A 24,718-nucleotide genomic window follows, 5' to 3' on the forward strand; every position below is an offset into this window, starting at 1 on the left:
ATCCGGCGGAACCGTGGCGAGCAGGATTCGGTCGCTGGCTGCGAGGATCCGGCCGCCATGTCCCGATGCGCTCAGGCCTCGACGACCTTAAGCCGCTTGTCGAACACGCCGAGCACGCGAGCCAGTTCGTGGCCGCGCTTGAGGATCAGGCCGCCGGCGGCGATCACCGAGAAGGCACCTTGTTTGCGGGCGAGCCGGGGGTCCTTGACGATCTGGAACAGCGGGGTTTCGCTGGTGCGGCGGAAAACCGAGAAGACCGCGCGGTCGCTAAGATGGTCGATGGCGTAGTCGCGCCATTCATTGGCGGCAACCATGCGTCCGTAGAGCCTGAGGATCTGGTCGAGCTCCCGCCTCTCGAACGCGACCGGGAGGTCCGGGCGCTCCCGCCGGGCCTCATGAAGCGGGATCACTGTGGATGTCTCGCCATCCTCCGCTCCAGCACCGCGATCCGTCATCAATCGTTCCCTTGCAGAATACGACTACGGCTAAGAATCGCCCATTCGCGCCGGAATTGCAACCCGCGGCGGCGAATCAAACCATGCGGCGAACGATGCACATGGGGTTACCGCAACGGTAACGTTTACAAGACAGGCTGTTGGAATTGGTGATGACTCGCCACATTCCTGCCGTTTTTTATCCGCGCTGACGCCCCAATGTCCGACGAATTTAGCCCCGTTGCCTGAGACGGTTCGGTCCGGCACTGGCTCGTAAACCCCAAGCCCCCCGCCCACGGGCCCGAGTCGGATCGAACCAACCTCGGTTCTTACTGGAACCAGGTGCGACGATCCCAAAATCTGAAGCCGACGTCAGGCAGCAAGCTGGCGTCGGCTTTTTTGCATGCCGGTTCGGGTTCGTCCGGGACGCGTCTAGTTGACCGGCCTGCGCACCACCGCCGCGCCGAGGATCGGGCCGGGCAGGCCATCCTTGCCGACCGCCTGCAGCAGGACGGCGCAGCCGCCCTTCTTTTCCACTTCGCTCCTGGGCAGTTCGTAGCGCTGTGCCTTGCCGTGCCACATGCCAGCGGTATGCAGGTCGGTGACGGCATTCCAGTAGGTGACCTTGCGGCCCTTGTTCTCGCCCTTCTGGAGATCGACCTCCTGTGGCGCCTGGTAGTGGACGACCACCACATGGGCTGCACTGCTCGGCCCCTCGGCGGCTCCGACATCGATGGTGAAGGTGTCGGGGTTTTCCGTGATCTTGATGTCGATGTTCATCGCCTGGCCGGTCTTGGCGAGGTTGTCGAGCGCGCCGGTCACGTCTTCGCGCTTGGCACCGTTGACATGGGTGCGGCCATTGATGACGGCCTGGGGCGTGTAGACGGAGCGCGAGCCGAAGGCGCGCATGTAGGCATACTGGCGCTCGGTGTTGTCGTTGCTCGCCAGCTTGTCCTGCCAGCCGAGATAATCCCAATAGGTGACGTGGTAGGCAAGCGCCACCATGTCATCCTGGGCAGCGAACTCGGCGAACAGTTCGTCGGCGGGAGGACAGGAGTTGCAGCCTTGGCTGGTGAAAAGCTCGATCACGCCGAGCGGACGATCCTTCACCTGGGAATTGGCTGAACCGGCAAATCCGGTAAAGGCCAGCGCCACGGCTGCCAGCCGAAAATATCTTCGAAACTCCATGACCAATCCGGATCCTCAGCCGACGTCACCGGCTTTTCTTGTCGTTGGCGAAATATGTGGCAGATGCGCCATTCAACGGGAAGTCACGTTGCGGTGAAATTTTGGCAGCTATGCATTTCCGCTGCGTCACCTTCGGCGTGCGGAATTTCTTATCGAAAAATGCCCCTAGATGGGTAGGATCGGGTACCGGCGGGGGAAGCATCGATGCTGGAACAGCTAAGCCAACATGTCGATCTTTACTGCGAGCGGCTGGGCCCCGGCCTGTGGGCCGAACCGCTCAATGCGGTCAGCAACCTTGCCTTCTTCGCCGCCGGTTTCTGGGGCGTCTACGAGGCGCGGAGGCTGAAGGCGGGCGTCTTCGCAGAGGTGCTGGGCTGGTGGGTGGTGGCAATCGGCATCGGCTCGACGCTGTTCCATACCTTCGCCACCGAAGCCACTAAATGGGCCGACATCCTGCCCATTGCCGGCTTCACGCTCGCCTATACGCTGTTCAACCTCAGGCGTTTCGCCGGCATGGCCTGGCCGAAGGCGCTGGCCATCTTCCTTGGTTTCTACATCGCGGTCGGTCTGTTGACCTACATGGTGCCCGACTGGCTGCGCGCGGCCTCGAACGGCACCACCGGCTACCTGCCGCCATTCCTGGCGCTGATCTTCTTCGGCTGCGTGGTCATCGCCAAGGGCAGCGCGGCCGGTTGGTACAATCTCGCTGCTGCTGCGATCTTTCTCGGCTCCGTCACTTGCCGGGTCCTCGATCCGATGGTCTGCGATGCCATGCCGATCGGCACGCATTTCATGTGGCATGTGCTCAACGGGCTGATGCTCGGCGTGCTGATGGCCGCAACGACGCGCTACGCAAAGCCCCGGACGGAGCCTCAGTCGATGTCGGGAGCCGTCGGCGCATGGCAGTGAACAGGCGCGGGCATGGCCGCGCGCCATCGACAAGCCCGGTCGGTCAGGCAGAGACTGCCGGCTGAGCGTGCCGTTCGGCCCAGCGGTCGAGCCATTCGGCGCCCTGCATCTCGATGAGGCGTGACGACGTACGGTCGAACTCGAAGGCCTCATGGCCGCGCTTGCCGGCATAAAGTTTGTCGGGCGAGGCGGCGGCGCTGAGCACTAGCCGCACATTCTGGTCGTAGAGCGTGTCGATCAGCAGGATGAAACGCTTGGCTTCGTTGCGGTTGGCTTCGGCCATGACCGGCACGTGGTCGACGAAGATCGTCTGATAGTGCGCCGCAATGGCAAGATAGTCGCGTGCCGCCAGTGGCTTGTCGCAGAGATCGGCGAAGCCGAAGCGAGCGCAACCGTCGACCGCTGCCGGTACATGCACCTTGCGGCCCTTGACGGCGACGGTCGCCGGCTGTGCCGCGGCGCCATGGGTCACCGCCGCCCAGGCCTTGTCCATCGCCTGGTCGGCAGCTTCGCCGAGCGGGCTGAGATAGACCGGGACACGGTCGAGCTTCTCCAGCCGGTAATCGGTGTCGGCATCGAGGTTGAGCACCGCGGCGTTCTGTTCGAGCATGGCGATGAAGGGCAGGAACAGCTGGCGGTTCAGTCCGTCGCGGTAAAGGTCCTTCGGCGCCACGTTGGAGGTGGCGACGAGCACCACCCCGAGCCCGAACAGCGCCGAAAACAGCCGCGACAGGATCATCGCATCGGCGATGTCGGTGACCGAGAACTCGTCGAAGCACAGCACCCAGGCCTCTTCGGCAAGGGCTGCGGCGACCGGCGGGATCGGATCGTCGTCGCGCGACGTGCCGTTCTTGCGCGCCGCACGCTGCTTCTGGATACGGTCGTGAACGTCGGCCATGAAGTCGTTGAAATGGACGCGGCGCTTGTGCTTGACCGGCACGAGCTCATAGAACATGTCCATCAGCATGGTCTTGCCGCGGCCGACGCCGCCATAGACATAGAGCCCCTTCACAGGCTCGCGCTGGGGCTTGCGCTTGGCGAACAGCCAGCCGAGCGCGCTCGATTTGCGCGCCAGGCGCTTGTCGGAAATCTCGTCGATCAGCCTGTCGAGGGCCGCGATGATGGCTAGCTGCGCCGGATCGCGCCGGACATTGCCGAGCTCGACCAGATGGTCATAACGCTGCCTGACGGTCACATGGGTCTGTAGGCCGTCACGCAGGTGCATGGTTCACTCTGGCACGAATTCGAAATTTGCTCTTAGCGGTTGAGCGAGATCGGCAGGCCGTTCGAGGTCTGGCCGTCGAAGCGTCCGGCGCCCGACGAATAGAGCCTGGCCAGCGGCGAGCCGCCTTCATCATAGAGCGTCAGCTGCTTGCCGGCGACGTTCCACGACTTGACGCCGTCGACCGGTGCCGGGCAGCGCAGCGGGCCGGCGCGGAAGCCCTGGCCGAACTTGGTCTGCGGCGTCGCCACCTTGCAGCTCTGGCCTGAAACCGAAGCGCTCCACACACCAGCGACGCTTGCCGCGGTGAGGTCGGGCGCATTGGCGGCAGCGGCGCCACCGTCGGCGGGCAAAGCGGCGACCTGGGTCTGCTGCTGGGGTGCTGCAGGGAACTGCGAGGCGCTGGCTGCGCCGGGTGCTGCTGGCGGCGGCAGCTGGCCGCTGGTCACCGTGCCTGCAGGTGCCGCGGGCAGCGGTGCGGGCTGTGTGTCCATCGAGGAAAGGCGCGAACTGGTGCAGCCGGCGGCCGTCATCAGCGCTACCAGCGATGCGGCCAGTAGGCCGGTTTTCGAAAAAGCCATTGCAGTCCCTCCGTCGGGGCAGTTCTGGGGGCGCCCCCGCGCGATCGATAGCTCGCCTCTAAAGCGGCGAAGTTGGCAGAATTTCAACCCGATATGGTTAAAATAGGGTTTGCATATGAAATTGTTGCAAAATTGCCTCAATAGGCTGGCGCGCCGCGAGACTGGTAATTCGACGATGTTTCCGCCATATAGGCGCCGAACAGCCACGAGTAATGTCCGCCATGGCCAGTGAGGCCCCATTCGCCAAGATGAACGGGCTCGGCAACGAGATCATCGTTGCCGACATGCGCGGTCGCACGGACCGTGTTGCGCCCGCCGCGGCGATTGCGCTCGCCGCCGATCCGGCGACGAAGTTCGACCAGATCATGGCGATCCATGACCCGCGCACGCCGGGCACGGTCAACTACATCGAGATCATCAACGCCGACGGCAGCCATGCCCAGGCCTGCGGCAACGGCACGCGCTGCGTCGTCCAGGCGCTGGCCGCCGAAGCCGGGCAGAAGGTCTTCACCTTCGAGACCGTCGCCGGCATCCTCAACGCCGAAGAGCACGCGGACGGCTCCATTTCCGTCGACATGGGCGCCCCGCGCTTCGGCTGGCAGGACATTCCGCTGGCGGAAGAGTTCCGCGACACGCGCGCCATCGAGCTGCAGATCGGCCCGATCGACGCGCCGGTGCTGCACTCGCCGTCGGTCGCCTCGATGGGCAATCCGCACGCCATCTTCTGGGTCGACAACGACGTCTGGTCCTATGACCTCGACCGTTTCGGCCCCCTGCTGGAAAACCACCCGATCTTCCCCGAGCGCGCCAACATATCGATCGCGCAGGTGACGTCGCGCGAAACGCTGAACCTGCGCACCTGGGAGCGCGGCGCCGGCCTGACGCTGGCCTGCGGCTCGGCAACTTGCGCCGCTGCCGTCTCCGCCGCACGCACCGGCCGCACCGGCCGCACCGTCACGGTCACCGTGCCGAGCGGCGGCACTCTCCAGATCGACTGGCGCGCCGACGACCACGTGGTGATGACCGGTCCGGCCGAGTGGGAATTCTCCGGCAGTTTCGATCCGGCCACCGGCGACTGGACCCGCGACCGGCAGGACGTCGCCTGATGGCGGTGGATGTCGTCACCTTCGGCTGCCGCCTCAACACCTACGAATCCGAGGTGATGAAGCGCGAGGCCAAGGCCGCCGGGCTCGACGAGCTCAAGGGCGGCGCCGTCATCTTCAACACCTGCGCGGTCACCAGCGAAGCCGTGCGCCAGGCCAAGCAGTCGATCCGCAAGGCGCGGCGCGAGAACCCCGACGCGCGCATCATCGTCACCGGCTGCGCGGCGCAGACCGATCCGGCCGCCTTTGCCGACATGACCGAGGTCGACCTCGTGCTCGGGAACGAAGAAAAGCTCAAGGCGCACAACTATCGCGCGCTGCCAGATTTCGGCGTCAACGATTTCGAAAAGGCCCGCGTCAACGACATTTTTTCCGTGCGCGAGACGGCGGGCCACATGGTCGACGCCATCGAGGGACGCGCGCGGGCTTTTGTACAAGTCCAAAACGGCTGCGACCACCGCTGCACCTTCTGCATCATCCCCTACGGCCGCGGCAATTCGCGTTCGGTACCGATGGGGGCTGTGGTCGAGCAGATCAAGCGTCTCGCCGGCAACGGCTATGCCGAGGTGGTGCTGTCGGGCGTCGACATGACGAGCTACGGCGCCGACCTGCCGGGCGCGCCGCGCCTCGGCAAGCTGGTCAAGACCATCCTGCGCCAGGTGCCGGATGTGCGTCGCCTGCGCCTGTCCTCGATCGATTCGATCGAGGCCGACGAAGATCTGCTCGAGGCGGTCGCCACCGAGAAGCGTCTGATGCCGCATCTGCATTTGTCGCTGCAATCGGGCGACGACATGATCCTGAAGCGCATGAAGCGCCGCCACCTGCGCGACCAGTCGATTCAGTTTTGCCAGGACGTGCGGGCGCTGCGCCCCGACATCGTCTTCGGCGCCGACATCATCGCCGGCTTCCCGACCGAGACCGACGAGATGTTCGAGAACTCGATCCGCATCGTCGAGGAGTGCGGGCTGACCCATCTCCACGTCTTCCCGTTCAGCCCGCGCGAAGGCACGCCCGCCGCGCGCATGCCGCAGGTCAGGCGCGAGATCGTCAAGCAGCGTGCCGCGCGCCTGCGCGCCGCCGGCGAGGGGGCCTACCAGGGCCATCTCGCAAGCCTCGCGGGCACGCGCCAACAGGTGCTGGTCGAGCGCGAAGGTCTCGGCAGGACTGAAGGTTTCACGCTCGTCGCGCTCGATTGCGGCGAACCGGGCGAAATCGTCGAGGTCGACATCGCCGGGCATGACGGCGAGCGGCTGACAGCGGCACCGGCCGCCGCACGTGCGGCCTGACGAAAGCAACCGCATGGCATTCGGGTTCATCAAGAAAGTCTTTTCCTTCGGCAAGAAGGAAGCCGTCGAGCAGCCGGCCGAGGACGAGGTCCTGCCGCCGCTGAATTTCGACGCGCTGGAGGCGCTGAAGCCGACGGAAGAGACTCCGGTCGCTCCGGAAACGCCCGTTGCAGTGGAGACGCCGGCAGTCCCGGTCGAGGAGCCGAAGCCGGAACCTGCTCCTGAAAGGCCGTCGGCGCCGCCAGTTGTGCCCGAACCGAAGCCTGCCGAGCAGCCGGTACCGGTCGAGCCCGCGCCGCAGCCTGCCCCCGAGGAGGAGCCCAAGCCCGAACCCGCGCCGGAAGTTCCTGTTGTCGAGCCGGAAAAGCCCGCCGAGCAGCCTGCGCCTGCGCCGAGCCCGGTCGAACCGGAGCCAGCGCCGGCAGAAGTTCCGCTGCCGCCGGCGGAGCCGTCCACGCCCGAGCTGCCCGAGGAAGTCCCTGTCCAGCCCGCGCCTGTGCCAGCCGAACCGCCGCTCGAAGTGCCTGTTCGCGATGAGGTTGCGCCGCAGCCCGAAGTGGCCGCCGAAGCCGAGCCTGCGCCTGCGATTCCCCTCCCCCTCGAGGGGAGGGTGGCCGCGCAGCGGCCGAGAGGGGTCGTCGAATCGTCGGACGCGACACAATTCGAAGCTACGCAGGCGCCGAGCACTGCCGAGACAACCCCCTCTGGTCCTTCGGACCATCTCCCCCCCAAGGGGGGAGAGGACGCCCAGCCATCGCCTGTTGCCCAGAAACCCGCGGCCGGCAAGGTCACTGCCCAGAAGAAGGTCGAGCAGAAGGCTGAAATCGTCGAAGCTGCCGCGCCAGCGCCGCGGCAAAGCTGGTTCCAGCGCCTGCGCCAGGGCCTGTCGCGCTCGTCGAAGGAGCTGTCGGGCAACATCGCCGGCATCTTCACCAAGCGAAAGCTCGACGAAGACACGCTGCAGGACCTCGAGGACGTGCTGATCCGTGCCGACCTCGGCGTCGAAACCGCGCTGCGCGTCACCGATGCGCTGGCTGCCAGCCGCTACGGCAAGGACGTCTCCGACCATGAGGTCCGCTCGATCATGGCGGTCGAGGTCGAGAAGGTGCTGAAGCCGGTGGCGCTGCCGCTAGAGCTCGATCTTTCGCACAAGCCGCATGTCATCCTGGTCGTCGGCGTCAACGGCACCGGCAAGACCACCACCATCGGCAAGCTCGCGGCCAAGCTGACCGAAGGCGGGCTGTCGGTGATGCTCGCTGCCGGCGATACCTTCCGTGCTGCGGCCATCGAGCAGCTGAAGATCTGGGGCGAACGCACCAAGTCGCCGGTCATCGCCAGCAAGCTCGGCGCCGATGCCGCAGGCCTTGCCTACGACGCTTTCGAGAAGGCCAAGGAAGCTGGCTCGGACGTCCTGATCATCGACACCGCCGGAAGGCTGCAGAACAAGACCGAGCTGATGGCCGAACTGGAAAAGATCGTGCGTGTGCTCGGCAAGCTCGATCCCGAAGCGCCGCACACGGTGCTGCAGACGGTCGACGCCACAACCGGCCAGAACGCGCTCAATCAGGTCGAGATATTCCGCAATATCGCAGGTGTGAACGGCCTGGTGATGACAAAGCTCGACGGCACGGCGCGCGGCGGTATTTTGGTCGCAATCGCCGCCAAACATAAGCTGCCGGTCTATTTCATCGGTGTCGGCGAACAGGTCGACGATCTCGAACCCTTTTCGGCAAGCGATTTCGCCAAGGCGATCGCAGGAGTTGCCTGACCCATGAATGCACCGATCTTCGAACGCGACCCTTCGGATCCAACGACCAAGAAGGAAGAGGTCAGCCCGCTGCTCAAGCTGGTGCTGGAGCTTGGGCCGCTGGTCGTGTTTTTCTTCGCCAATGCGCGCGGCGAATGGCTGGCGTCGCAGTTTCCGACGCTGGCCGAGCTCGGCGGACCGATCTTCATCGCCACAGGCCTGTTCATGGCGGCCACGGCGGTGGCGCTGATCGCGTCGTGGCTTCTGACCCGTTCGCTGCCGATCATGCCGCTGGTCTCGGGCGTCGTAGTCTTCGTCTTCGGCGCGCTGACGCTCTATCTGCAGGACGACGTCTTCATCAAGATGAAGCCGACCATCGTCAACACCCTGTTCGGTGCGATCCTGCTTGGCGGGCTGCTGTTCGGAAAGTCGCTGCTCGGCTACGTCTTTGCCTCCGCCTTCCGGCTCGACGCCGAAGGCTGGCGCAAGCTGACCTTTCGCTGGGGGCTGTTCTTCCTGTTCCTGGCCGTGGTCAACGAGGTGGTCTGGCGTTCGTTCTCGACCGACACCTGGGTGGCGTTCAAGGTGTGGGGCATCATGCCGATCACACTTCTGTTCACCTTCAGCCAGATGCCGCTGATCATGCGCCATTCGCTGGAAGAGCACGCCGGCAAGTAGGCCGAACCACACCAATTCTTGACGCCTCGTTGGGTCGCCATGCGTGTCGCGCATTGCTGCATTGCAGCATCTTATTTTGCGGCGCAGCAGTTCCTATGTCATCGTCAGATTGATCAGGGAGGTCAAATCGCGCCGCCACCAGCGGCATGATGAAAAGGAACGCACCATGTTTTTCGACAGCCTTCTGACCCGTGCCCGTGAAAGCGCCTCCAAGCGCAAGCAGTACAAGCGCCTCGTTGCCGAGATCGACGGCTTCTCCGGTCGCGACCTGGCCGACATGCGCGCCGACCGCAGCGAAATGCTGTACCAGGCCTTCAAGCAGGTCTACGGCTAAGCTCCGGCTTACCCCAGCCATTCGATCCAGCGGCCGTGATAGTCGCAGCGGGCGAGCGCCCTGGTGGTGCCGCCCGGCCATGATGTCAGGCTGAGCGTTGCAAACGGGTCGCCCGCCACAAGCGGCTCCATCCTGAGCCAGTAGAGCGGCGACTGCCTTGTCGCTGCCGCGCCTGCCGCCTGAAGCAGCTGCAAGATTTCCGCCCGCGTCGTCTCAGGCATGTACCGCCACATGATCGAGTGGAACAGCACGAAGGCTGCATCCGGCTTTCGTCCGGCAAGGCAGCCTTCCACGAACTCCTCGGCACCTTGCCTGACCAGCATTGGCGGTGCCTGTTTGGCGAGGCCGATCGCGGCGTCGAGCCGCTCGAGCCGAAGCGCCTGGTCGGCCCAGACATAAGAACGCAACCTCAGCCTTTGCGCCTGGTCGGAGATCCGGATCGGCGCGATATCGCAGCCTGCCCGTGCGGCGACCTGCAGGTTGCCCGACAGCGGCGGTGCCTGGCCCCTGATGTCGGGCGCGAGCTGGACGGGCGATACCGTGCTGCCCCAGCCATTTTCCCCGTAGCGATAGCCGAAACTGTCGAACAAGAGGTTCAGCCCGGCGCTGGCACCGATCTCGGCCAGCTCCAAAGGCAGGCCGCTGTCCCTTGATATGGCCAGAAACCCCGGCAGCAGCATGCCCGAGCGGGCGATCTCGTTGGTTTGCGGCGCGCTTTCGAGCATGGCCAGTAGGTGAGCTTCGTTGCGTATCAGCGCGTCGGGAACAGCCAATGCGATAGCCTGGTCGTCGGCTGTCTCGGGCGGATAGATTTTTGCCAGTCCCGCGTCGGTATCGGACAGCACCAGCGCATGCAGTCCGCCGCACAGCCTTAGCGCCAGCGCGTCGGCGCGCGCATCGCCGGGCCAGCCCAGTAGCTTTCGCCCGACCGCCGTTCGGCCGTCGAGCACCGAAGCCAGCGCCCGGCACAGCCGTGCGGTGAAAGGCGAGCCGAGTTGGTCGCAGGCATCGGCCTGATTGTGGAAATGGGCGCGGATGCGAGAGGAAGGGTCGCCATCGGACATGGCGGAGACCCTAACCCGCACAGCTGCTTATTGGGAAGCGGCGGCAGCCTTTTCGATCTCGGGCATCAGTGTGGTTGCTACCGTCTCAGGCGACATCGGGCCGACATGCTTGAACGCGATCTTGCCATCCTTGCCGACGAGGAAGGTCTCCGGAATCCCGTAGACGCCCCAGTCGATCGCCGCGCGGCCGTTAGGGTCGACGCCAACCGCGTCGTAGGGATTGCCAAGATCGCCGAGGAACCGGCGCGCGTTTTCCGCCTTGTCCTTGTAGTTCAGCCCCACGATGGTCAGGCGGTCGTCCTTGGACAGGCTAACGATCACCGGGTGCTCGTCACGGCACGGCCCGCACCACGATGCCCAGACATTGACCAGCGTCACCTTGCCGATGAATTCAGCCGAGTTGAGACCGGGAAGCGAAATCCCTTCGAGCGGCGGCAATACGGTCTTGGGCGCGGCCTGGCCGATCAGCGCCGAGGGCACGACCGACAGATCGCGGCCGGACAAAAGCTGCATCAGGAAAACCGCTGCCAGTGCAAGAAACACCAGCAACGGCAGCAGCACGAACAGCTTGCGCGGGCGTGCCGGCTTTTCGGTTTCGATGGTCATGACGCGGTTCCACTGCGGTCGGAGCGGCGGCGATGGCCGGCTGCCTCGAGTTCGGCCATTTCGCGCTTGCGGGCGCGCTGGTCGGCGAGGATCCAGATGATCAGCCCGGCGATCGCCAGCGCCGAGACGCCGTAGGCTGCGGCGACATAGAGGGCGTGCGCGCTCATCGGGCACCCGTGCGCTGGCAAAAATCGATCATGTCGCTGTTTCCGGCCATGTCCTTCACTTAGCCGCGGGTGTGCCGCCGCGCAATCGGACGCCGCGCCGCACCGTGTGTCTTGAAGCGATCGTGATCAGTCGGTGCCCGAGCGCAGGGCGACCGCCGCCGCCAGCGGCCCGATCACGGCCAGGAACATGCTCAGCGCGCACAAGATCATGAAGGGTGGGGTGAACGGGTCTGGATCGTTGACCGCACCGTAGCTCGCGGTGACGCCGAAGATCAGCACCGGGATGACCAGTGGCAGCACCAGAACCGAGATCAGCAGTCCGCCACGCTGCAGGGCGACTGTCACCGCTGCGCCGGCGGCACCGATGAAGACGATGGCCGGGGTGCCGACGAGCAGCGTCAGCGCCGCAGCGCCAATACCTAGCAGCGACATGTTCATCAACAACCCGAGCAGCGGGGCGGCGATGACCAGCGGCAACACGCTCGCCGTCCAGTGCGCCAGGCATTTGACGAACACGGTCAGCGCCAGCATGTGCCGGTCGGAATTCAGCACCAGGAGGTCGAGCGAACCGTCCTCGCGGTCGGCCTGGAACAGGCGGTCGAGGCCGAGCAGGCTGGCGAGCAGCGCGCCGATCCAGAGAATCGCCGGGCCGATGCGGGCGAGCAAATTGAGGTCGGGGCCGACGCCGAAAGGGATGGTGACGATGACGGCCAAAAAGAACAGCACGCCCGTCAGCGCCCCGCCGCCGGCGCGGATGCCCATGCGCAGGTCACGGAGATAGAGGGCTAGCATGAGGGCTGCCTTTTCGTTCGCGCGCGGGCATTGAAAAGTTGGCGCTTCTTCACGCCCCCCTCTGTCCTGCCGGACATCTCCCCCACGAGGGGGGAGATCACGCCGTCATCGCTGCCCGCGCCAATCTCCGGCGCCGCAGGACTGGCGAAGCGGGTCGAGCTGCCAATCTTCCCCCTTGTGGGGGAGATGTCCGGCAGGACAGAGGGGGGCAACGTAGGGCGCTGATGCGGGCCGGATACGGCGCTAAACATGTACTCGCCCCATCTCCAGGGTCTTCACCCCCACCAGCCCAAGCGGCAGATGCGTCGCGGCGACGATGATGCCGCCGGCGGAGCAATGCGCCTTCATCAAGTCCGCGAAGCGCACATCGGACGCCTTGTCGAGGCCCGATGTAGGCTCGTCGAGCAGCCAGACCGGGCGGTGGCTGATGAGCAGTTTGGCGATGGCGGCGCGGCGTTTCTGGCCGGTGGAGAGGTAGCCGAAGGGCAGGTGGCCGAGGCCGCCGAGGCCTACCTCTTCGAGCGCATCTGCGATGCCGAGCTTTCCGTCGCCTGAGAAGTCACGCCAGAAGGCGAGGTTCTCGTTGACGGTGAGGGCTGCCTTCATCGCGTTCTGGTGGCCGAGATAGTGGCAGGCGGCGGCGACGGTCGAAAACTCCTCGCCCCCGCCCTCGACCATGATTCGTCCTGATGCATGCGGCAAAAGCCCGGCGATGACGCGCAAAAGCGTCGACTTGCCCGAGCCGTTGGGGCCGGTGACGACAAGGCTCTGGCCGTCCTCGAGCGCAAAGCCGATGCCGGTGAAGACAGCCTCGCCGCCGCGCTCTCCGCTGAGATTTTCGGCGATCAGCCGCATCCGTCCCCCATCGCCGAAGTCTTGTCGCCGCTGCCTTGCGTCACAGCAAAATAGGCGAATCTCCGTCTAGAACTATTCCAATTAATTCTCTATATGCCAGTTCGACCATGCCAGCGGTCGGCATGGAAAGCGAATATGCGCCGAACCAGCGCACGCGCCGCCTTGAACGGCTCGGGTTGCTTGGGGCCGGACAGCGGAAATGGCCGTACCCGCACCTTTGCGCGTGATTGCATGCCATCGGAGTCCGTTCCCGTGTAGGCTGAACAGACAAGGATGGATCGCACGTGTCCAAATCACTCGACAGTTTCAATTGCCGCCGCACGCTGACTGCTGCTGGCACCGACTATGTCTATTACAGCCTGATCGAGGCCGAAAAGAACGGCCTGACCGGCATCTCGCAGCTGCCTTATTCGATGAAGGTGCTGCTGGAAAACCTGTTGCGTAACGAAGACGGCCGCACCGTCACCAAGGAGGCGATCCAGGCGGTCGCCGGCTGGCTGACCGACAAGGGCACCGCCGGTGTCGAGATCGCCTACCGCCCGGCGCGTGTGCTGATGCAGGACTTCACCGGCGTCCCCGCCGTCGTCGACCTCGCCGCCATGCGTGACGGCCTTGCCTCGCTCGGCGGCGACCCGCAGAAGATCAACCCGCTGGTCCCGGTCGATCTGGTCATCGACCACTCGGTGATCGTCGACGAGTTCGGCACGCCGCTGGCGTTCGCCCGCAACGTCGAGCTCGAATACGAGCGCAACGAAGAGCGCTACAAGTTCCTGAAGTGGGGCCAGCAGGCGTTCCGCAACTTCCGCGTCGTGCCGCCCGGCACCGGCATCTGCCACCAGGTCAACCTCGAATACCTGGCACAGACGGTGTGGACCAACACCGAGGACGGCGAAACCACCGCTTATCCCGACACCTGCGTCGGCACCGATTCGCACACCACCATGGTCAACGGCCTTGGCGTGCTGGGCTGGGGCGTCGGCGGCATCGAGGCGGAAGCGGCGATGCTCGGCCAGCCGGTGTCGATGCTGCTGCCCGAGGTCATCGGCTTCCGCCTGACCGGCAAGCTGAAGGAAGGCGTCACCGCCACCGACCTGGTGCTGACCGTCACCCAGATGCTGCGCAAGAAGGGCGTCGTCGGCAAGTTCGTCGAGTTCTTCGGCCCGGGCCTGTCCAACATGACGCTGGCCGACCGCGCCACCATCGGCAACATGGCGCCCGAATATGGCGCGACCTGCGGCTTCTTCCCGGTCGATGCCGAGACCATCCGCTACCTCAACATGTCGGGCCGCGCCGAAAACCGCATCGCACTGGTCGAGGAATATTCCAAGGCGCAAGGCATGTGGCGCGACGCCTCGTCGGCCGATCCCGTCTTCACCGACCTGCTCGAGCTCGACCTCGAAACCGTCGTGCCGTCGATGGCCGGCCCGAAGCGTCCCGAGGGCCGCATTCCGCTCGAAGGCATCGCCGCGGGCTTTGCGACCGCGCTCGAAGCCGAATACAAGAAGACCGTCGACCAGTCGAAGCGCTATGCCGTCGAGGGCGAAAAGTTCGACCTCGGCCATGGCGACGTGGTGATCGCGGCGATCACGTCGTGCACCAACACCTCGAACCCGAGCGTGCTGATCGGTGCCGGGCTGCTCGCCCGCAACGCCAACCGCCTCGGCCTCAAGCAGAAGCCGTGGGTCAAGACCTCGCTGGCGCCCGGCAGCCAGGTGGTGGCCGAATATCTCGAGAAGGCCGGCCTGCAGAAGGAGCTCGACCAGATCGGCTTCAACCTCGTCGGCTTCGGCTGCACCACCTGCATCGGCAATTCCGGACCGCTGCCGGCCCCGATCTCCAAGACCATCAACGACAAGGGCCTGATCGGTGCGGCGGTGCTTTCGGGCAACCGCAACTTCGAAGGCCGCGTCTCGCCCGACGTGCAGGCCAACTACCTGGCCTCGCCGCCGCTGGTCGTCGCCTATGCGCTTGCCGGTTCGGTGACCAAGGACCTGACCACAGAGCCGCTCGGCGAGGACCGCGACGGCAAGCCGGTGTTCCTGAGGGATATCTGGCCGACCAATGTCGAGATCGACCAGTTCATCGCCGAAAACGTCACCCGCGAGCTGTTTGCGCGCAAATATGCCGACGTCTTCAAGGGCGACGAGAACTGGCAGAACGTCCAGGCGCCGGAAGGCCAGACCTATGCCTGGGACGACCAGTCGACCTATGTGCAGAACCCGCCCTACTTCGTCGGCATGGGCGCGCGCCCGGGTGCGATCGGCAAGATCGAGGGCGCACGCGTGCTCGGCCTGTTCGGCGACAAGATCACCACCGACCACATCTCGCCGGCCGGTTCGATCAAGGCGGCCTCGCCCGCCGGCAAGTACCTGACCGACAATGGCGTCGGCGTCGCCGACTTCAACCAGTACGGCACGCGCCGCGGCAACCATGAGGTGATGATGCGCGGCACCTTCGCCAACATCCGCATCCGCAACCACATGCTCGGCGAGAACGGCCGCGAGGGCGGCTACACCTTCCACTACCCGTCGAAGGAAGAGATGCCGATCTACGATGCGGCGATGCAGTACCGCAGCGAAGGCACACCGCTGGTGATCTTCGCCGGCGTCGAATACGGCAACGGCTCGTCGCGCGACTGGGCGGCCAAGGGCACCAACCTGCTCGGCGTGCGCGCGGTCATCGCCCAGAGCTTCGAGCGCATCCACCGCTCGAACCTGGTCGGCATGGGCGTCATCCCGTTCACCTTCGAGGACGGCACGTCGTGGAAGACGCTCGGCCTCAAGGGCGACGAACAGGTGACGATCGAGGGCCTGGAGACGATCAAGCCGCGCCAGAAGATGGTCGCCAAGGTCACCTTCGCCGACGGTTCGACCAAGGACGTGCCGATCCTGTGCCGCATCGATACGCTCGACGAACTCGACTACTTCAAGAACGGCGGCATCCTGCAATACGTCCTGCGCGATCTGGCTGCGTAAGTTCGACTGGCGATTCATGTGAAACAACCGCCGGGGCGCAAGCTCCGGCGGTTTTTTGTTTTGGGATCGCTACCGTCTCGCTCTACGTTGCCTCCCTCTGGCCTGCCGGCCATCTCCCCCACAGGTGGGGAGATCAGCTTTCAGTACGACTTTCGCAAACCAGCGACGTCCCAGACTGGGCGGAGCGAGCGGAGCTGCTAATCTCCCCACCTGTGGGGGAGATGGCCGGCAGGCCAGAGGGGGGCGCTAAGGAACTCGGCCCTTCTGGCCGACACACGTATCCACCGCCACGCTCGCTTTCGCGCCTGGCCATTGTCAAAGAGCGCTCCCGTTGCCGGGAGGTAGTTCGGGAAGCGGGGCGCGAGGCCGTGCCTTCCGATAGTCATTATGTGGCGCGACGTTCGCGCCCCGCCCGGTTGCTTGCCCCGCTCAGTCGCCTCGGCTTTCACCGCCAGCCGCCGCAAGGCCCGGACTTGGGGGCTCATCACCCAGCAGGAGATCCGACCTCCTGCCAGCCCGGCACCGGCGCTTCCCCCCGCTGCCCGGTGCGCACCGGGGTCCCGTGGAAGATCGCAAGGTGAATGATACGGGAGGTGGAGAGGGGGTGGAAAAACGGGGACGGTCTATCCACGCGGGCTGCTGACAGATGGTGACAGGCAGCATCGATATGTTTGGGGGCTATTGAACCGTAACGGCAGTTGCCATGCCGTGAGGCTGAGGGCCGATGCTAGCGGTGTAGAAGAACGATTTGCCGAAGCGTGGAGAAGTTATCCATGCCATTGCCCCGGCCGAGCCTGAGTTGGGTCCGGCCCTTGCCATGATGCGCGACCGCCGGTTGCCTGCGCCACAACCCGGCCATCATCACGGGCGACGAAGAGCATGTGGCCTTCAGGCGGAGCGGGTGGGGCAACGTTGTCGAGCAGCACCTCGTCGCCCGGCAGGAGCCTGCGGATTTCGATGGAAGGCATCGTCCTCTTCACCTTTTCTTCGTAAAGTCGTCACAAAACTTTGACGTTTACGTAAATCCCGTTGTTTCTAACCGATTGAAAAAGTTGAGGTCAAAATAATCGGTTGAATTTTTTTGGCCACGGAGCTATTGCGAGCCGCTATTTCTGGCTGCATTCTCGCGGCCACCTGGCCCAAACCTACTCCACCCCGCCGCCAAGGCGTCGTTAAAGGCAAAGGGAAATTCCTTCATGGCACGCAACAAGATAGCCCTCATCGGCTCCGGCATGATTGGCGGCACGCTCGCCCATATGGTCGGCCTCAAGGACCTCGGCGACGTCGTCCTGTTCGATATTGCCGAGGGCACCCCGCAGGGCAAGGGCCTCGACATCGCCCAGTCCTCGCCGGTCGACGGCTTTGACTCGCGTTTCACCGGCGTCAACGACTATGCCGGCATCGAAGGCGCCGACGTCTGCATCGTCACCGCCGGCGTGCCGCGCAAGCCTGGCATGAGCCGCGACGACCTTTTGGGCATCAACCTCAAGGTCATGGAACAGGTCGGCGCCGGCATCAAGAAGTATGCGCCGAAGGCTTTCGTCATCTGCATCACCAACCCGCTCGACGCCATGGTGTGGGCGCTGCAGAAGTTCTCGGGCCTGCCCAAGAGCCACGTCGTCGGCATGGCCGGCGTGCTCGACTCGGCGCGTTTCCGCTACTTCCTGTCGGAAGAGTTCAAGGTCTCGGTCGAGGACGTCTCGGCCATGACGCTGGGCGGCCACGGCGACGACATGGTGCCAATGGTGCGCTACTCGACGGTTGCGGGCATTCCGCTGCCGGACCTGATCAAGATGGGCTGGACCAGCCAGGACAAGCTCGACGCCATCGTCGAGCGTACCCGCAAGGGTGGCGGCGAGATCGTCGGCCTGCTCAAGACCGGCTCGGCCTACTATGCGCCGGCCTCCTCGGCGATCCAGATGGCCGAAGCCTATCTCAAGGACAAGAAGCGCGTGCTGCCCTGCGCGACGCACCTGTCGGGCCAGTATGGCGTCAAGGACATGTATGTCGGCGTGCCCGTGGTGATCGGCGCCGGCGGCGTCGAGCGCATCATCGAGCTCGACTTCAACAAGGCCGAGCAGAAGATGTTCGAGAAGTCCGTCGAGGCGGTGAAGGGCCTGTGCGAGGCCTGTGTCGCGATCGCGCCGAACCTCGCCAAGAAGTAAGGATCACGCGCATGAACATCCACGAATATCAGGGCAAGCAATTGCTCAAGGGTTTCGGTGCTCCCGTCGCTGACGGCGTGCCGGTGTTCAAGATCGAGGAAGCGGAAGCGGCGGCCAAGGCGCTGCCGGGTCCGCTCTATGTCGTGAAGAGCCAGATCCACGCCGGCGGCCGCGGCAAGGGCAAGTTCAAGGAATTGCCCGCCGAGGCCAAGGGCGGCGTGCGCCTGGCGAAGTCGGTCGACGAGGTCGTGGCTTTCGCCAGGGAAATGCTCGGCAACACGCTGGTGACCAAGCAGACCGGCCCGGCAGGCAAGCAGGTCAACCGCCTCTACATCGAAGACGGCGCCGACATCGACCGCGAGCTGTATCTGTCGATCCTCGTTGACCGCTCCGTCGGTCGCGTCGCCTTCGTGGTTTCGACCGAAGGCGGCATGGACATCGAGGCCGTCGCCCACGACACGCCGGAAAAGATCATCACCGTCGCGATCGACCCGGAAAAGGGCGTCACCGCTGACGACCTCAAGGCGCTGAACGGCGCGCTGAAGCTTTCGGGCGACGCGGCCAAGGACGGCGAGAGCCTGTTCCCGATCCTCTACAAGGCGTTCGTCGACAAGGACATGAGCCTGCTCGAGGTCAACCCGCTGATCGTCATGAAGAACGGCCGCCTGCGCGTGCTCGACGCCAAGGTGTCGTTCGACAACAACGCGCTGTTCCGCCATGCCGACGTGCTCGAGCTGCGCGACACCACCGAAGAGGACGCCAAGGAAATCGAGGCGTCGAAATACGACCTCGCCTATGTGGCGCTCGACGGCAACATCGGCTGCATGGTCAACGGCGCGGGCCTCGCCATGGCGACGATGGACATCATCAAGCTCTACGGCGCCGAGCCCGCCAATTTCCTCGACGTCGGCGGCGGCGCTTCCAAGGAGAAGGTGACGGCGGCGTTCAAGATCATCACCGCCGATCCGGCCGTGAAGGGCATCCTGATCAACATCTTCGGCGGCATCATGAAGTGCGACATCATCGCCGAAGGCGTGATCGCAGCCGTCAAGGAAGTGGGTCTCAAGGTTCCGCTGGTGGTTCGCCTCGAAGGCACCAATGCCGAGCTTGGCAAGAAGATCATCAACGAGAGCGGGCTGAACGTCGTTTCCGCCGATGACCTCGACGACGCGGCGAAGAAGATCGTCGCTGCGGTGAAGGGAAACTGAGCCAATGTCCATTCTCATCGACAAGAACACCAAGATCCTGGTGCAGGGCCTGACCGGCAACACCGGTTCGTTCCACACCGAGCAGGCACTGGCCTATCACGGCACCAAGATGGTCGGCGGCATCCACCCCAAGAAGGGCGGCGAGAAGTGGGACGGCTCGGTGCCGCTGCCGATCTTCTCGACGGTTGCCGAAGGCAAGGAAAAGACCGGCGCCAACGCGTCGGTGGTCTACGTGCCGCCGGCAGGAGCTGCTGCTGCGATCATCGAGGCGATCGACGCCGAGATTCCGCTGATCGTGTGCATCACCGAAGGCATCCCGGTGATGGACATGATCAAGGTCAAGGCGCGGCTCGACCGCTCGGCCTCGCGCCTGATCGGCCCGAACTGCCCGGGCATCGTCACGCCCGACCAGTGCAAGATCGGCATCATGCCGGGCAACATCTTCCGCAAGGGTTCGGTCGGCGTTGTGTCGCGCTCGGGAACGCTTACCTATGAGGCGGTGTTCCAGACGACGAACGCCGGTCTGGGCCAGTCGACGGCTGTCGGCATCGGCGGCGATCCGGTCAAGGGCACGGAATTCATCGACATGCTCGAGATGTTCCTGGCCGACGAAGAGACCAAGTCGATCATCATGATCGGCGAAATCGGCGGCTCGGCGGAAGAGGACGCAGCGCAGTTCCTCATCGACGAGGCCAAGCGCGGCCGCAGCAAGCCGATGGCCGGCTTCATCGCCGGACGCACCGCACCTGAAGGCCGAACCATGGGCCATGCGGGTGCTGTGATTTCCGGCGGCAAGGGCGGCGCGGAAGACAAGATCGCGGCGATGGAGGCAGCGGGCATCCGCGTGTCGCCGTCGCCGGCACGTCTCGGCACGACGCTGGTCGAGGCGATCAAGGGCTAAGTCAATAGCCAATAGAAAGTAGCGAATAGAGAGTAGAGAAGAGCGATGAGCGACCAAGCAAATGCAAAGTCCTACTCGCTATTCGCTACTCACTACTCGCGCTGAAACAGGAGAGGAGCCAGAGGCTCCGAGCGATAAGATGGCACGATCCGATCAGGCCAACGACCAATTTTCCCTCACTTCGTTCCTCTATGGCGGCAACGCCGACTACATCGAGGCCCTGCACGCCGCCTTCCTTGACGATCCGGAGGCGGTCGATCCCGAGTGGCGCGACTTCTTCTCGGCGCTGAAGGACGACGCCGGCGACATCCGCAAGAACGCCAAGGGCGCTTCGTGGTCGACGCCGAGCTGGCCGCTGCAGGCCAATGGCGAACTGGTGTCGGCACTCGACGGCAATTGGGGCCTGGTCGAAAAGCATCTGGAAAAGAAGGTCAAGGACAAGGCCGCCGCCGTCGGTGTCGTGCCGTCCAAGGCCGATGTGCTGCAGGCGACGCGCGATTCCGTGCGCGCCATCATGATGATCCGCGCCTATCGCATGCGCGGCCATCTGCACGCCAATCTCGACCCGCTGGGCATCGCCAAGCCGCTGGAAGACTATAACGAGCTGTCGCCCGAGGCCTATGGCTTTACCGAGGCCGACTACGACCGGCCGATCTTCATCGACCACGTGCTCGGGCTCGAATACGCGACCATCCGCGACATGCTTGAAATCCTCAAGCGCACCTATTGCTCGACGCTCGGCGTCGAGTTCATGCACATCTCCGATCCCGAGGAGAAAGCGTGGATCCAGGCCCGCATCGAGGGGCCGGACAAGGCGATCGCCTTCACCACCGAGGGCAAGAAGGCGATCCTGCAGAAGCTGATCGAGGCCGAGGGCTTCGAGCAGTTCATCGACGTCAAGTACAAGGGCACCAAGCGTTTCGGCCTCGACGGCGGCGAATCGCTGATCCCGGCACTCGAGCAGATCCTGAAGCGCGGTGGCGCGCTCGGCCTGAAGGAGGTCGTGTTCGGCATGGCCCACCGTGGCCGCCTCAACGTCTTGACCAATGTGATGGCCAAGCCGCACCGCGCCGTGTTCCACGAGTTCAAGGGCGGCTCCTACGCGCCCGACGACGTCGAAGGCTCGGGCGACGTGAAGTACCATCTTGGCGCTTCGTCGGACCGCGAGTTCGACGGCAACAAGGTCCACCTGTCCTTGACCGCAAACCCCTCGCACCTCGAGATCGTCGATCCGGTCGTGATGGGCAAGGCGCGCGCCAAGCAGGACCAGCTGTTTGGCCGTGCGCGCGGCGAGATCGTGCCGCAGGAAGAGCGCGCCAAGGTGATGCCGCTTCTGCTGCACGGCGATGCGGCATTTGCCGGCCAGGGCGTGATCGCGGAAATCCTCGGCCTGTCGGGCCTGCGCGGCCATCGCGTCGCCGGCACGCTGCACTTCATCATCAACAACCAGATCGGCTTCACGACGAACCCGCGCTTCTCGCGCTCGTCGCCCTATCCGTCCGATGTGGCCAAGATGATCGAGGCGCCGATCTTCCACGTCAACGGCGACGATCCGGAAGCGGTGGTGTTCGCGGCCAAGGTGGCGACCGAATTCCGCATGAAGTTCCACAAGCCGGTGGTCGTGGACATGTTCTGCTACCGTCGCTTCGGTCACAACGAAGGCGACGAGCCTGCGTTCACGCAGCCGATCATGTATCGCAACATCCGCACCCATAAGACGACGGTGCAGACCTATGCCGACAAGCTGATCGGCGAGGGACTGATGAACCAGTCCGAGGTCGACAAGATGCGTGCCGACTGGCGCGGCCATCTCGAAGCCGAGTTCGAAGCCGGACAGGCCTACAAGCCGAACAAGGCCGACTGGCTGGATGGCGCGTGGACGGGCCTGCGCACGGCCGACAACCAGGACGAACAGCGCCGCGGCAAGACCGCGGTGCCGGTCAAGACGCTGAAGGAAATCGGCAAGAAGCTGACCGAGGTGCCGAAGGACTTCGAAGTCCACCGCACCATCGGCCGCTTCCTCGAAAACCGCCGCCAGGCGATCGAATCGGGTGAGGGCATCGACTGGGCAACGGCGGAATCGCTGGCGTTTGGCTCGATCCTGCTCGACGGCAATCCGGTCCGCCTGTCGGGCCAGGATTCCGAGCGCGGCACGTTCTCGCAGCGCCACACCGTGCTTTACGACCAGCGCGACGAAAACCGCTACATCCCGCTCAACAACCTGTCGGCAGCACAGGCCGGTTACGAGGTCATCAACTCGATGCTCTCGGAAGAGGCCGTGCTCGGCTTCGAATACGGCTACTCGCTGGCCGAGCCCAAGGCGCTTACGCTTTGGGAAGCGCAGTTCGGCGACTTCGCCAACGGCGCGCAGGTGGTGTTCGACCAGTTCATCTCCAGTGGCGAACGCAAGTGGCTGCGCATGTCGGGCCTCGTGTGCCTTCTGCCGCATGGCTATGAAGGCCAGGGTCCGGAGCATTCGTCGGCGCGCCTTGAACGCTTCCTGCAGCTCTGCGCAGAAGACAACATGCAGGTGGCGAACGTCACGACGCCGGCTAACTACTTCCATATCCTGCGCCGGCAGCTGAAGCGCGACTTCCGCAAGCCGCTGATCCTGATGACGCCGAAGTCGCTGCTGCGCCACAAGCGGGCGGTGTCTTCGCTGTCGGAGATCTCAGGCGAAAGCTCGTTCCACCGCCTGCTGTGGGACGACGCCCAGTATCTCGGCAACGAGCCGATCAAGCTGGTCAAGGATTCGAAGATCCGCCGCGTCGTGCTGTGCACCGGCAAGGTCTATTACGACCTCTACGAGGAGCGCGAGAAGCGCGGCATCGACGACATCTATCTCCTGCGCGTCGAGCAGCTCTATCCGTTCCCGGCCAAGGCGCTGATCACCGAGCTCAGCCGTTTCCGTAACGCGGAGATGGTGTGGTGCCAGGAAGAGCCCAAGAACATGGGTGCGTGGTCGTTCATCGATCCGTACCTGGAATGGGTGCTCGCCCATATCGACGCCAAGCACCAGCGCGTGCGCTACACCGGCCGTCCGGCCGCCGCCTCCCCGGCGACGGGCCTGATGTCCAAGCACCTGGCGCAGCTCCAGGCATTCCTCGACGACGCCCTCGGCGAATAACCAAAGAACGGACAGGCAAAAAATGGCTACCGAAATCCGTGTCCCCACCCTCGGCGAATCCGTTTCCGAGGCAACCATCGGCAAGTGGTTCAAGCAGGCCGGCGATGTGATTGCCGTCGACGAGCCCCTGGTCGAGCTCGAGACCGACAAGGTCACCATCGAAGTGCCGGCACCCGCCGCCGGCGTGCTGGTCGAGCTGACGGTCAAGGAAGGCGAGACCGTCGGCGTCGGCGCGCTGCTCGGCACCATCGGTGCCGGCGACGGCGCAGTTGCCGCTGCCAAGCCCGCTGCCGTGGCGCAGGCGTCGGCTCCGAATGCTGCCTCGACCGTCAAGGAAGCCGTCGCACAGACCGCATCTGTCGCCGGTGCACCGGCCATCGAGGAACGCAAGATGCCGCCGGCACCGGCTGCTGCCAAGCTGCTGGCCGAGACCAATCTTTCGGTCGACCAGGTCGCCGGTTCGGGCAAGCGCGGCCAGGTGCTGAAGGGCGACGTGCTCGAAGCCATCGCCAAGGGCGTTTCCGTGCCCGCAGCAGCTCCGGTTGCTGCGCCCGTGGTTGCACGTGTCCCCTCAAGCGTGGCCGATGCACCGCGCGAAGAGCGCGTGCGCATGACCAAGCTGCGCCAGACGATCGCGCGCCGCCTCAAGGAAGCGCAGTCGACGGCTGCCATGCTGACCACCTTCAACGAGGTCGACATGAGTGCCGTGATGGCGCTGCGCACCAAGTACAAGGACATCTTCGAAAAGAAGCACGGCGTGAAGCTCGGCTTCATGGGCTTCTTCACCAAGGCGGTTACGCATGCGCTGAAGGAAATCCCGGCCGTCAACGCCGAGATCGACGGCACCGACATCATCTACAAGAACTTCGCTCATGTCGGCGTCGCCGTCGGCACCGAAAAGGGCCTGGTGGTTCCTGTCGTGCGCGATGCCGACCAGATGTCGATCGCCGAGATCGAGAAGGAAATCGGCCGCCTCGGCCTCGCCGCGCGCGACGGCAAGCTGTCGGTCGCCGACATGCAGGGCGGCACCTTCACCATCTCCAATGGCGGCGTCTACGGATCGCTGATGTCGACGCCGATCCTGAACGCACCGCAGTCGGGCATCCTCGGCATGCACAAGATCCAGGAGCGTCCGGTCGTGGTCGGCGGCCAGATCGTCATCCGCCCGATGATGTATCTCGCGCTCTCCTACGATCACCGCATCGTCGACGGCAAGGAAGCCGTGACCTTCCTGGTCCGCGTCAAGGACAGCTTGGAAGATCCGGAACGCCTGGTTCTGGACCTTTAAGGCATCCAGCCCTACTGTTCCCGCGTCGGCGTGGGCAGTAGGGCCGATGTAATCTTGGCCAAGCTGCGGCGAACCTGAGCTTGGCTGA

The 24,718-nt window shown here is 64.5% G+C and carries 21 protein-coding genes; 12 read left to right on the forward strand and 9 right to left on the reverse strand.

The window, feature by feature from the left end:
• Positions 1–71: 71 nt before the first annotated feature.
• A complete protein-coding gene (locus O1Y97_RS04815) occupies positions 72–455 on the reverse strand; it encodes a DUF2794 domain-containing protein (protein ID WP_108606266.1) in 384 nt (127 codons plus the stop codon).
• Positions 456–866: 411 nt separating this feature from the next.
• On the reverse strand, positions 867–1,622 hold the full coding sequence (locus O1Y97_RS04820) for a DUF1223 domain-containing protein (protein ID WP_318763290.1): 756 nt from the start codon (positions 1,620–1,622) through the stop codon (positions 867–869).
• Between the two features lie 204 nt (positions 1,623–1,826).
• Between O1Y97_RS04820 and O1Y97_RS04825 the strand changes: the two genes are divergently transcribed.
• On the forward strand, positions 1,827–2,531 hold the full coding sequence (locus tag O1Y97_RS04825) for a ceramidase domain-containing protein (protein WP_108606268.1): 705 nt from the start codon (positions 1,827–1,829) through the stop codon (positions 2,529–2,531).
• Positions 2,532–2,574: 43 nt separating this feature from the next.
• Here the strand turns inward: O1Y97_RS04825 and zapE are convergent, their stop codons facing one another.
• Both zapE and O1Y97_RS04835 read right to left on the reverse strand, forming a co-directional pair.
• On the reverse strand, positions 2,575–3,756 hold the full coding sequence (gene zapE / locus O1Y97_RS04830) for a cell division protein ZapE (RefSeq protein WP_318763291.1): 1,182 nt from the start codon (positions 3,754–3,756) through the stop codon (positions 2,575–2,577).
• A gap of 32 nt (positions 3,757–3,788) precedes the next feature.
• Entirely contained in the window at positions 3,789–4,334 is a 546-nt protein-coding gene (locus tag O1Y97_RS04835) for a protease inhibitor Inh/omp19 family protein (protein WP_183263420.1), read from the reverse strand.
• 221 nt (positions 4,335–4,555) lie between these two features.
• On the opposite strand from O1Y97_RS04835, the gene dapF reads away from it, so the two are divergent.
• From dapF to O1Y97_RS04860, 5 genes are all read left to right on the forward strand, one after another.
• On the forward strand, positions 4,556–5,440 hold the full coding sequence (gene dapF, locus O1Y97_RS04840; protein WP_318763292.1) for a diaminopimelate epimerase: 885 nt from the start codon (positions 4,556–4,558) through the stop codon (positions 5,438–5,440).
• Positions 5,440–6,723, forward strand: a complete 1,284-nt coding sequence (gene mtaB, locus O1Y97_RS04845; RefSeq protein WP_318763293.1) for a tRNA (N(6)-L-threonylcarbamoyladenosine(37)-C(2))-methylthiotransferase MtaB — start codon at positions 5,440–5,442, stop codon at positions 6,721–6,723. Before dapF ends, mtaB begins: the two co-directional genes overlap by 1 nt.
• A gap of 13 nt (positions 6,724–6,736) precedes the next feature.
• Positions 6,737–8,491 (forward strand): signal recognition particle-docking protein FtsY, encoded by a 1,755-nt coding sequence (ftsY, locus tag O1Y97_RS04850; protein WP_318763294.1) that lies wholly within the window; start codon positions 6,737–6,739, stop codon positions 8,489–8,491.
• A 3-nt stretch (positions 8,492–8,494) separates the two neighbouring features.
• On the forward strand, positions 8,495–9,148 hold the full coding sequence (locus O1Y97_RS04855) for a septation protein A (protein ID WP_318763295.1): 654 nt from the start codon (positions 8,495–8,497) through the stop codon (positions 9,146–9,148).
• Positions 9,149–9,314: 166 nt separating this feature from the next.
• Positions 9,315–9,482, forward strand: coding sequence for a hypothetical protein (locus O1Y97_RS04860; protein WP_108609643.1), 168 nt, complete (start codon positions 9,315–9,317; stop codon positions 9,480–9,482).
• A gap of 8 nt (positions 9,483–9,490) precedes the next feature.
• Here the strand turns inward: O1Y97_RS04860 and O1Y97_RS04865 are convergent, their stop codons facing one another.
• From O1Y97_RS04865 to ccmA, 5 genes are all read right to left on the reverse strand, one after another.
• Positions 9,491–10,546: a DUF2332 domain-containing protein gene (locus tag O1Y97_RS04865; RefSeq protein ID WP_318763296.1), complete on the reverse strand. Its 1,056-nt coding sequence runs from the start codon at positions 10,544–10,546 to the stop codon at positions 9,491–9,493.
• Positions 10,547–10,573: 27 nt separating this feature from the next.
• Positions 10,574–11,152, reverse strand: a complete 579-nt coding sequence (locus tag O1Y97_RS04870) for a DsbE family thiol:disulfide interchange protein (protein ID WP_318763297.1) — start codon at positions 11,150–11,152, stop codon at positions 10,574–10,576.
• The gene (gene ccmD / locus O1Y97_RS04875) at positions 11,149–11,319 is read right to left on the reverse strand and encodes a heme exporter protein CcmD (protein ID WP_108606276.1); all 171 of its coding nucleotides are present in this window, start codon (positions 11,317–11,319) and stop codon (positions 11,149–11,151) included. The genes O1Y97_RS04870 and ccmD overlap by 4 nt, the downstream gene beginning before the upstream one ends.
• A gap of 126 nt (positions 11,320–11,445) precedes the next feature.
• Positions 11,446–12,111 (reverse strand): heme exporter protein CcmB, encoded by a 666-nt coding sequence (ccmB, locus tag O1Y97_RS04880; protein ID WP_318763298.1) that lies wholly within the window; start codon positions 12,109–12,111, stop codon positions 11,446–11,448.
• Positions 12,112–12,354: 243 nt separating this feature from the next.
• Entirely contained in the window at positions 12,355–12,966 is a 612-nt protein-coding gene (ccmA, locus tag O1Y97_RS04885; protein WP_183263429.1) for a heme ABC exporter ATP-binding protein CcmA, read from the reverse strand.
• A gap of 284 nt (positions 12,967–13,250) precedes the next feature.
• On the opposite strand from ccmA, the gene acnA reads away from it, so the two are divergent.
• The 6 genes from acnA to odhB all read left to right on the forward strand — a co-directional run bounded on the left by acnA (position 13,251) and on the right by odhB (position 24,630).
• On the forward strand, positions 13,251–15,941 hold the full coding sequence (gene acnA, locus O1Y97_RS04890) for an aconitate hydratase AcnA (protein WP_318763299.1): 2,691 nt from the start codon (positions 13,251–13,253) through the stop codon (positions 15,939–15,941).
• A gap of 1,196 nt (positions 15,942–17,137) precedes the next feature.
• Positions 17,138–18,106 (forward strand): malate dehydrogenase, encoded by a 969-nt coding sequence (mdh, locus tag O1Y97_RS04895; RefSeq protein ID WP_108606280.1) that lies wholly within the window; start codon positions 17,138–17,140, stop codon positions 18,104–18,106.
• Positions 18,107–18,117: 11 nt separating this feature from the next.
• Positions 18,118–19,314: an ADP-forming succinate--CoA ligase subunit beta gene (sucC, locus tag O1Y97_RS04900; protein WP_318763300.1), complete on the forward strand. Its 1,197-nt coding sequence runs from the start codon at positions 18,118–18,120 to the stop codon at positions 19,312–19,314.
• Between the two features lie 4 nt (positions 19,315–19,318).
• Entirely contained in the window at positions 19,319–20,215 is an 897-nt protein-coding gene (sucD, locus tag O1Y97_RS04905) for a succinate--CoA ligase subunit alpha (RefSeq protein WP_108606282.1), read from the forward strand.
• A 139-nt stretch (positions 20,216–20,354) separates the two neighbouring features.
• Positions 20,355–23,342, forward strand: coding sequence for a 2-oxoglutarate dehydrogenase E1 component (locus tag O1Y97_RS04910; protein WP_318763301.1), 2,988 nt, complete (start codon positions 20,355–20,357; stop codon positions 23,340–23,342).
• A gap of 22 nt (positions 23,343–23,364) precedes the next feature.
• Entirely contained in the window at positions 23,365–24,630 is a 1,266-nt protein-coding gene (odhB, locus tag O1Y97_RS04915; RefSeq protein ID WP_318763302.1) for a 2-oxoglutarate dehydrogenase complex dihydrolipoyllysine-residue succinyltransferase, read from the forward strand.
• Positions 24,631–24,718: the final 88 nt, after the last annotated feature.

Source organism: Aminobacter niigataensis, from assembly GCF_946995915.1.
Taxonomy (GTDB): domain Bacteria; phylum Pseudomonadota; class Alphaproteobacteria; order Rhizobiales; family Rhizobiaceae; genus Aminobacter; species Aminobacter niigataensis.